The organism is Ruegeria sp. E5 (assembly GCF_056534105.1).
The window spans coordinates 1-8,810 of sequence record NZ_JBQFPA010000012.1 but is presented as its reverse complement, the minus strand read 5'-3'; the positions used below and the strand labels follow the sequence as shown (position 1 = coordinate 8,810).

Sequence of the window (8,810 nt, the reverse complement as noted above, 5' to 3'; positions counted from 1 at the left end):
TCATAACCTGAAACTCAGAGGTTCAAATCCTACTCCCGCAAACAAAAAACACCGTGCAACATCAGATGTTTACGCACCGCCCTAGGGCGGTGTTTCTATTTGTGCCAATACTTCTAGAAGCACTGTGGAAGCAACGATAGGAAACTTCTTTTCGTAACTAGCCACTTACCCCCCTCAGCTCTTTTTTGCCAACTTCTGTGCTTCGCCCACGGTGACCTTACCGTGATGACCGATGGAAATCCTCTCCTTAGAGCGTGTTGAAGCATTCAGGGAACGAACAACTGGTTCGGCGAACTGCTGTCTTTGGTATCAACTATTTTGGTAATAAAACGATAGCCTGCGGCTTGACCCGCTTGGTGGACGGGGAAATGGAGCGGCGCGGATGACTTGATCTCTGGCGGCGCGTTCGATTTCAGGTGAGCCAGAGCTATCGACGATATCAACCCAAGCCAGTGATCCATCAGGATTAATTTCGAAGAATACCTGCGCAAACCCGCGGACCGGGACATAGACGACGGGCGTTTGATTGAGGTGGACCAGGATTTGTCCGGCATAGTTCGTGGTATCGGAGTTTCCAACGCCGCGACCCGAGGTTTGATTTCGGCCACTGCTGGCTCGGAACGGGTCAGCCCCTTCCTTTTGATAAAGGCTAAGCGGCGACTCCAATGTTTGCGTAGGGTTGCGCAAGTTATCGAAATTACTGAACCCATCAAGTGATTTTTGTGTTTCCGTTGCTGGCTTTCTGTTCGGGAGGCGGGGGCGTTTGGAAACAGATACGGCCTGATCGGAAGGCGCGGCTTGTTCTTCTGGTGTCTCGTTTGTTGGCTCATCGACCGAACTTGGGATTTCTGGTTCGACTGCCGTACTCTCGATTGGGGGGAACGGCGCAGTTGAGCTGTCTGTGGGTGGTAAAGCTGCCAAGCGCTCGGGTTCCGGGTCGACCGCTGACGTTACGGAGGTATCTGCATCTGTTGCTGGTTCCGGGTTGGACGGGGCGACCGGTTCGGTCGGCACCTCTTCCTGTAGCTCTGATCGTGGGGCGACGGGCGCTCCGACATCGGGTGAAGATACCTGCTGAGGATTGGGGGAAGCGACGAGTGTTTCGCTGATCGGGATGTCGGCAGTATTGGGCTTAATAGTGTCTTCAACCGGGGGCTCGGGTGTTTCAGCAGATTCCGGTTGGACCGGGTCTGTCGTGTCTTCGGTGAATTCTTCGAATGTGTTGCCAAGCTCGATCAAACTGACCGATTCCTCATTGGCCCGCAGTTCTGGCAGGCTGGACCCATACAAGCTGATCCCAAAGATATGCAGGACAAGCGAAAGCACACCCGCCAACGCAGCGATGGCCGCTGACTTCCGGATCATTTCAAAGCCTGCTGGGTCACAAGGAAAACAGAAGGCGCGCCATACCGCCGAAGGGCACCGGTTACCTCCATCAATCGTTGGCCTGAAACATTGCGGTCGGGGACAATCCTGACGGGCCCGTCATCATGGCTGGCCATAAAAGCCTCGGGATCGGTTTGCACTCCGCGAAAGCTGAGGATGCCATCGGCGTTCAAGACAAGCGCATCGGGAGGGTCGCGGCCTTCGAGTTCCGATGTGTCGACAAGCTGAAGCTCGGGATCAAGCGGTGGTGCCAGGGTGCCTGCAATCAGAAAGAAGATCAGCATCAGAAAGACGACGTTGATCAGAGGGATGGTCGAGTCTCGTTTGCGGCTTGGGCGACCAAAGCGGATCATCGGTCTACTCCAACACCGTGACGGTCAAGCCATCGCGGCCACGCAAAACAACCAGCAAATCCACAAGTCGTTGGGCGGACGTATCCGCATCAAGGCTTACCAGTGCCTGACCGGCCCCGATCCGCGTAGACAGTTCATCCAGCGCCAGTGTTTCGCCATTCAAAGTCACGCGCTCGGTACCGATCTGGATGAATATTCGCTCGACGGGTTCAGCCGATTCTGATGCGCCTGAGGTTGCGCTGCTGATTTCGATCTCCGCGAACTTTGAGAAAGTTGAAGACAACATGAAAAACAGCAACAGCAAAAAGATGACATCGATGAGCGGGGTCATCGACATCGGTCGTCTGACAAAGGGTTCCGTGTTACGCATGTTCAGCGTTCAGAATCTCGGTCCTGCCTGAGGCGGACTGGTTCGAGTTGTTCGGGACCAGAACCGTACGCAGTGCTTTGTCCGCAAACACCCGTTCCCGGGCAGTTCGGCTTTCAAACCAAGACAAGACCATTGAAGTCGGCATTGCCACCGCAAGGCCAACGGCTGTTGTTACCAGAGCAACCCAGATGCCACCTGCCAACAATGAGGGATCGACAGAAGACCCGGCAGACTGAAGGCTTTGGAATGCATTGATCATTCCCAAAACTGTTCCGAACAATCCAAGCAGGGGTGCAAGCTGGGCGACCGTATCCAAAAGCCGAAATCCGCGCTCCAGCCCGGCCAGTGCCAATCCAGCTTCGGCATCCAGTCGAGCGTCCAGATCAGGAGTGTCCGGCGCGTCCATGGCGGCTTCGACAAGCGGTGCAAGATAGCTGCTGCTCTGAGCGAGGCGCGCGCGTGCAGTGGCTCGATCTCCAGCATCCCAGGCCTGCAGCGCTTGTGACAGAACCTTGTGCCGCCCTACGCCACAGGCAGCGAACTGCCAAAGCTTGTAAAGAGTAACTGCTACGGTCAGGACCGACATGACAATAAGGATAGCCACAACGGGCCCGCCAAGGGTCAGGATCTCTCGAAGAGAAGAGAGAATATTCATCCAAGCAACTCCACTTCAATCCGGCTGCTGAGCGTTAGGGTCGATTGACAGATGTCGCTCTGGGAGCCTTTTACCACGCATGAACTCGCGCCATTGATCAATGCGCGCCCAACAGTCGTGCAAGACATCTCTGGCAGATCGAACTGACGGACACGTGGGCGATCCAAAGGTAAGTCGCGAAAATCAAAAAGCGAGAGGGTAACGACACTGCCTTCGGTGTCAAATATCACCGTCTCGAATACGGCTTCATCGATAGTGGTTCCGGATTGGTTGGTCACCAGAAAGGTCAGTCTGCAGGCACTACCAACGTCTTCCAAGGCATTGAGCTCTAATGAAATCTCAGCGGCAGGTGCCTCAGCGGATTGGGCCAGAGCTGCAAAAGGAAGCAGGCATGCGAAACAGGTAAGCAGGACACGGAGAGATCTCATTGAAGGCACCTATATGCTTGGGCGAACCGCGATTGCCCGCGTTGTATAGCCGACAATGGTCCTCTCATACCTGATAGTACAATCACTTCAAAGGAGCGCTGAAACGATTGTGAATTCGACCATGTTCGAAGTCATATTCGAGTAAGCTATTTAGCAAAGTGACGTATAATATGGCAAAATGACGGAAAGTTACCTCATTTCGTCAAGATACGATCTGCAATCCGAACAAGTCGCCCTTCATAATCAAAAGAAACACAGAATGGAGGCGCGTTTTGAGCTGGAATATTTGCGTAGTCGGGGCGGGGAAGATCGGTCAGATGATCGCGACTTTGCTGAAAACCTCGGCACATTACACGGTGACTGTTGCCGATCACGATCTTGCGGCCCTGTCAGCATTCAAGAAGCGGGGCATTTCTACGCGGCAGATTGATGCCAGCGATAGCGCGGGCTTGGAGAAAGGCCTTAAAGGTTTTGATGCGGTGATCTCTGCCGCGCCGTTCTTTCTGACACCGGCAATTGCAAGCGCAGCTAAAACTGTTGGGGCGCATTACTTTGACCTGACCGAAGATGTCGCCGCCACCAACGCGGTGCGCGAGCTGGCGCAGAACAGCGAGACGGCATTTATGCCGCAATGCGGGTTGGCCCCCGGGTTTGTCGGGATTGCAGGCGCTGCGCTGGCGGCGGAGTTCGATGAAATCGACAGCCTGCATATGCGGGTCGGGGCGTTACCGCTCTATCCGACCAACGCGTTGAAATATAACCTGACTTGGTCAACCGATGGGCTAATCAACGAATACTGCAACCCCTGCGATGCCATTGTGAATGGCGAGAGGGTTAAGACAGCCCCCCTCGAAGATTATGAGCTGATCGGCCATGACGGAGTCGAGTACGAGTGCTTCAATACATCGGGCGGGCTGGGCACCTTGCCCGAGACGCTAGACGGTAAGGCGAAGGCGGTATCCTATCGCTCGATCCGCTATCCGGGCCATCGGGATATCTTGCGCTTGTTGCTCAGTGACCTGGGACTAGAGCGTCGCCGCGATCTGCTGAAAGAGATTTTTGAAACGGCCTTGCCGCGTACGGATCAAGACGTCGTGTTGGTCTATTGCACTGCAAAGGGCATCGTTGCCGGCACGTTGCGTGAGAAATCCCTGATCAACAAGTCCTTTGCGCGCACCATCGATGGACAAGTCTGGAGTGCGATCCAAGTAACCACTGCGGCAGGCGTATTGGGTGTCGTCGATCTGATGCGGACAGGGGTTCTGCCCTCGAAAGGCTTTGTTCGGCAAGAGCAGGTAAAGCTTGCCGATTTCCTGAACACCGAATTTGGCCGGCTTTATCGCGCCGGTGACGTTACCGAACAAAACAAGGCGGCTTGAGATATGAAAGACATTATAATGACTGCTGAAACCACGCTTGCGAATTTGGACCTGACTGCAGCGGAGCTTAGCGGCGGGTCGCTGCGGGTGACCTCTCCGATAGATGGCAGCCTGTTGGCCGAGGTTCACGAAACTCCGGTTTCCGAGATGGGGGCCATCTTTGCCCGCTCGAAAGCGGCGTTCAAGGAATGGCGCGTTGTGCCGGCTCCGCGCCGGGGTGAGTTGATCCGACTGCTGGGCGAAGAGCTGCGGGCCGCCAAGGACGACCTTGGCGCGCTTGTCAGTTGGGAGGCAGGCAAGATCACCTCGGAAGGTCTGGGCGAAGTGCAGGAGATGATCGACATCTGCGATTTTGCAGTTGGTCTGTCGCGGCAGCTTTATGGTCTGACCATTGCTTCGGAACGCCCGGGTCACCGGATGATGGAAACGTGGCATCCGGCGGGACCGGTCGGAGTGATCTCGGCCTTTAATTTCCCCGTGGCGGTATGGTCGTGGAATGCTGCGCTGGCGCTGGTTTGCGGCGATCCGGTGATCTGGAAACCGTCCGAGAAAACGCCTCTGACCGCGTTGGCTTGCCAGAAAATCTTTGAGCGGGCGTTGGCCCGGTTTGGTGACGCCCCCGAGGGGCTTTTGCAGACCCTGATCGGTGGTGCCGATCTGGGTGAGGTGCTGGTTGCCAGCGAGGATGTGCCGATCATTTCAGCCACCGGCTCGACCCGGATGGGCCGCGCGGTTGCGCCGATCGTGGCGCAGCGCTTTGGCAAGTGTATTCTTGAGCTCGGCGGAAATAACGCGATGATCGTTGGGCCGTCGGCTGATCTGGAAATGGCGGTGCGCGCGATCGTATTCTCGGCTGTCGGGACAGCAGGGCAGCGCTGTACGACACTGCGGCGGTTGATTGTACACAACTCGATCCGCGAGGAACTGGTTGGGCGTCTGAAGAAAGCCTACGCAGGTCTGCCCATCGGTAATCCGTTGACCGAGGGTACGTTGATTGGGCCGTTGGTGGATGAAGCTTCGGGCAATGCGATGATCGCAGCGCTTGAATCAGCAAAGGCCGAGGGTGGTGCCGTGTTCGGGGGTCAGCGCGTGACCGAAGGTGTGCCGGGCGGTGTTTATATACAACCGGCCATCGTTGAGATGCCTGGCCAGACCGCGACTGTGAAGGCCGAGACCTTTGCTCCGATCCTTTACGTCATGGGCTATGACGATTTTGCCGAGGCGATCGAGATCCAGAACGACGTGCCACAGGGTTTGTCGTCCTGCGTTTTTACACTGAACATGCGCGAAGCCGAGCAATTCCTGACAGCGGCCGGGTCGGATTGCGGGATTGCCAATGTGAACATCGGCCCGTCCGGGGCCGAGATCGGTGGCGCATTTGGTGGCGAGAAGGAAACCGGAGGCGGGCGCGAAAGCGGATCAGATGCCTGGAAAGCCTACATGCGCCGTCAGACCAACACGGTAAACTATTCGGCCGAGTTGCCATTGGCGCAAGGTGTCAAATTCGACATCTGAACTCGAATGTCCGGCGGCACCTGATCGTGCCGCCGGATTCAATCAGCGAACAGGTAATCCAGTTGCATGATCGCTTTGGCCTGATCGGCACTGATCCCCAGAAATTCCGCGATAATCACCTCATTCTCCGAACGATCCGCCGCCTCACGCAAATGGAACAGCCCATCATTCTGGGTGCTGCGGATCAATTCGGATTCGTAAGACAGCGCGTTGCGAAGGGTCGGTAGCAGACGTGCAAGAGAATCCTGTGAGCTGTTCTGGCCCGCAAGACCGACACGATGGGCATGGCCCGTCAGATATTCATCTGAATAGGCACATTCGATTTCCAGAACTCGTGTTTGGGCCTGATCTGCACAGAAATCCTGAATGACGTCCAGATTGGCCGGATCTATGCAGAGTACCAGCCTGTCGCTTTGGAAATAATCGAACAACATACGTGCAACGGCCCGCCGATGGCGCGACCGCTTAATCAGGGTCGTCTCGATTCCACCCAAATCGGGCAATGGCGTATCCTGCTCATCATAGATGTATTCGATGCAGGGAATGGGGGTTTCCGACGCGATCTGGTCAACAAGCCGTTTGGCGACATGCCACTTCTTGCAAACAATCAGAAACGCCTGACGCTCGGGGCCTAACGTATTGCCGACCTCCCAAAAGCGCTGAGCGAAACGTCGTCCTACCCGACCGCGACCGGCAAGGAAGTGATACAGATTACGCCCTTCGTCCGAGATGTGGAACGTGACCCCTTCGCTGGCATAAAGCTGACCCAACCGTTCCTTCAACTCATGAGCCTCGGGGCTGATCTTGCGAGCGAATAGGTAGTTCTGCCCCAACAGCATGTCATAGTGATCATTGTAGAAGGTGACAGGCATGCCATAGTCGGAAAACATCAAAAATGTCAGTGTACGGTTTTCGATTTCCTGCTTCGGGACGAGGTGGCGAACAAGCGTCTGAAAGAACGTCTCGTCCGGAATCCAGGTGGTCGAGAAAAACCGGACCACATCGCGGCGTTGGCGCAGGAAGTCCAGAATCATCTCGACTGTGCGACGGCGCAGGCACCACCACTGGCTGCCGATCTTGACCTGCAGGTCTGCAGGTATGCCGCGGGTCAGACCGAAACGCTTTTGCATTTCGTATGCGGCATAGAACAGGCGCGGCTGATTGCGTTCGTTGAAATAGTGACGATAGATCAGCCGGTCTTCTTTCATTCCGGTCTTAATCCAATTGCTTTCGAAGAAGTCATGGCTTTCGATGAAATCCATGTCGCGTTCATCAAGGAAGCTGTGCACATACTCGGCGGTTTTAATTGCCATGCAATCGCCGGACAGCATGTAAAAATGGGTGACCCTCGGGAACTGATCCACCGCCGCCTGTAATGCATGGAGCGTGGCCTGAACCAGTGACCATTCGCCCCATCCGCATTTGATCCGCTTCGTCGCAAATGCGACGCTGCGGTTATCTTTCAGGGCGTCGCGTATCTGCGCATAATCCGTATCGTTGGCGCGAGCGTCAAAATGGATCGCCATACAATCGCCGGCAGCCGTTAGCTGACTGGCCTGCGCAATGATCGCGTCAGGATCTTTGTGGCACAGCAAGATATAGGCAATCTTTGCCATTTGCGTCTTGTAATTCCCCGTTTCTGCCCAATTGCAACCGTGATACTGAGGATGAGCGATTGAATAAACAGAATATTTTTGGTTCTTTGGGTCAAAATGCCGGAGTATCAATGCGATAACTGGCTAAGGAGGCGCAGTAGATGGGTTTTCCAGGAACATGGATGACCGAAAGTCAAAGCATGGTCTACCGTGTTGTGCCGAAATGCGCCTGCTCGACGATCGGGCAAATCATGTATTTCTCGGATCATGGCAGCTTCTTTGATGGTGACATTCACGACGCCAAGGACGGAATGCACAAGTGGGCCTTTGGTGCCAGTCAGGATCCGATTGCCAGAAATGTTCAATCGCACCAGTCCTATACGTTTACCTGCGTGCGTAATCCCTACACACGCATTCTCAGTTCCTTTTTTGACAAGATCTGTGGCATTCAGCGCAACGGCAAACGCTATCGCGGCAATCTGGTGCCAACGCTGATCTACAATTATGGGATCGAGGTTGGCGGTGACGATGGCAAAGGCGAGTTCGATCAGATCGCCAGTTTCCGCCGGTTTCTGTTATTTGCACGTGACACGATCCGTTGGCGGCGGCCGATGGACCCCGACATTCACTGGTCGGCCATGTCTGGCCATGTCTCGACGCTGATCGCTAATGGCGGGCGATATGATCGGATTTTTTGGACCGAGAAGTTCAACGATGGGATGCAAGGTGTGTTGGACAATCTTGAAACCTCGCATCCCGTGACTCTGTCCGAAATCCCGCGCTTCAACGAATCCGAAGGCCATGGGCCAAAACGCGTGCATCCGGTCGAGGATTACTTTGACGATTTGTCGATGCATCTGGTCTACGAGATCTACAAACAGGATTTTGAACTGTTCAAGTATGATTTCGAAAATCCCGCCAACAAAATGCCGACGGGTGAGATCGATCTAGATGAGATTCACGCCAAGCTGGGTGATTAAGACGCTCGAAGTGTGAGGCTCCCGCCCATCGGCAATATCTCATGTGAGACATCTCCTCTGGTTGGGCCCGGAGCCGCGCAATGCGCGGGGCCGGGCCCAAATTCCGAAAGTGGAAACGGCTCAGCCGATTCCATGTATCCGGTGCGGGA

Annotated in this window: 9 protein-coding genes; 3 read left to right on the top strand and 6 right to left on the bottom strand. The window is 55.1% G+C overall.

What is annotated here, in order from left to right; genetic code table 11:
- Positions 1 to 309: 309 nt before the first annotated feature.
- From ACR0BI_RS22085 to ACR0BI_RS22065, 5 genes are read right to left on the bottom strand one after another with little or no spacing between them, the layout of a single operon-like run.
- A complete protein-coding gene (locus ACR0BI_RS22085; RefSeq protein ID WP_480563159.1) occupies positions 310 to 1,365 on the bottom strand; it encodes an energy transducer TonB family protein in 1,056 nt (351 codons plus the stop codon).
- Entirely contained in the window at positions 1,362 to 1,739 is a 378-nt protein-coding gene (locus ACR0BI_RS22080; RefSeq protein WP_170567459.1) for an ExbD/TolR family protein, read from the bottom strand. The genes ACR0BI_RS22085 and ACR0BI_RS22080 overlap by 4 nt, the downstream gene beginning before the upstream one ends.
- 4 nt (positions 1,740 to 1,743) lie before the next feature.
- Positions 1,744 to 2,070: a biopolymer transporter ExbD gene (locus ACR0BI_RS22075; RefSeq protein WP_170395115.1), complete on the bottom strand. Its 327-nt coding sequence runs from the start codon at positions 2,068 to 2,070 to the stop codon at positions 1,744 to 1,746.
- A gap of 31 nt (positions 2,071 to 2,101) precedes the next feature.
- Positions 2,102 to 2,764, bottom strand: a complete 663-nt coding sequence (locus ACR0BI_RS22070) for a MotA/TolQ/ExbB proton channel family protein (protein WP_170395118.1) — start codon at positions 2,762 to 2,764, stop codon at positions 2,102 to 2,104.
- A complete protein-coding gene (locus tag ACR0BI_RS22065; protein ID WP_170395121.1) occupies positions 2,761 to 3,192 on the bottom strand; it encodes a hypothetical protein in 432 nt (143 codons plus the stop codon). Before ACR0BI_RS22065 ends, ACR0BI_RS22070 begins: the two co-directional genes overlap by 4 nt.
- Before the next feature lie 272 nt (positions 3,193 to 3,464).
- Here ACR0BI_RS22065 and ACR0BI_RS22060 point away from each other — a divergent pair, with 272 nt between their 5' ends.
- Together ACR0BI_RS22060 and amaB are read left to right on the top strand one after the other, a co-directional pair.
- Positions 3,465 to 4,571 carry a saccharopine dehydrogenase family protein gene (locus ACR0BI_RS22060; RefSeq protein WP_480563161.1) on the top strand — a complete coding sequence of 369 codons (1,107 nt, stop codon included), beginning with the start codon at positions 3,465 to 3,467 and terminating at the stop codon, positions 4,569 to 4,571.
- Between the two features lie 3 nt (positions 4,572 to 4,574).
- Positions 4,575 to 6,086, top strand: coding sequence for an L-piperidine-6-carboxylate dehydrogenase (gene amaB, locus ACR0BI_RS22055; protein WP_480563163.1), 1,512 nt, complete (start codon positions 4,575 to 4,577; stop codon positions 6,084 to 6,086).
- 38 nt (positions 6,087 to 6,124) lie between these two features.
- On the opposite strand, the gene ACR0BI_RS22050 is transcribed toward amaB, so the two are convergent.
- The gene (locus ACR0BI_RS22050) at positions 6,125 to 7,702 is read right to left on the bottom strand and encodes a DUF5928 domain-containing protein (protein WP_480563164.1); all 1,578 of its coding nucleotides are present in this window, start codon (positions 7,700 to 7,702) and stop codon (positions 6,125 to 6,127) included.
- A 140-nt stretch (positions 7,703 to 7,842) separates the two neighbouring features.
- On the opposite strand from ACR0BI_RS22050, the gene ACR0BI_RS22045 reads away from it, so the two are divergent.
- On the top strand, positions 7,843 to 8,661 hold the full coding sequence (locus tag ACR0BI_RS22045; protein ID WP_170423261.1) for a sulfotransferase family protein: 819 nt from the start codon (positions 7,843 to 7,845) through the stop codon (positions 8,659 to 8,661).
- Positions 8,662 to 8,810: the final 149 nt, after the last annotated feature.

Coding starts and splice junctions, on each gene's coding strand:
- ACR0BI_RS22085 (WP_480563159.1), bottom strand. CDS start 1,365: ATGATCCGGAAGTCAGCGGCCATCGCTGCGTTGGCGGGTGTGCTTTCG.
- ACR0BI_RS22050 (WP_480563164.1), bottom strand. CDS start 7,702: ATGGCAAAGATTGCCTATATCTTGCTGTGCCACAAAGATCCTGACGCG.
- ACR0BI_RS22065 (WP_170395121.1), bottom strand. CDS start 3,192: ATGAGATCTCTCCGTGTCCTGCTTACCTGTTTCGCATGCCTGCTTCCT.
- ACR0BI_RS22080 (WP_170567459.1), bottom strand. CDS start 1,739: ATGATCCGCTTTGGTCGCCCAAGCCGCAAACGAGACTCGACCATCCCT.
- amaB (WP_480563163.1), top strand. CDS start 4,575: ATGAAAGACATTATAATGACTGCTGAAACCACGCTTGCGAATTTGGAC.
- ACR0BI_RS22075 (WP_170395115.1), bottom strand. CDS start 2,070: ATGACCCCGCTCATCGATGTCATCTTTTTGCTGTTGCTGTTTTTCATG.
- ACR0BI_RS22045 (WP_170423261.1), top strand. CDS start 7,843: ATGGGTTTTCCAGGAACATGGATGACCGAAAGTCAAAGCATGGTCTAC.
- ACR0BI_RS22070 (WP_170395118.1), bottom strand. CDS start 2,764: ATGAATATTCTCTCTTCTCTTCGAGAGATCCTGACCCTTGGCGGGCCC.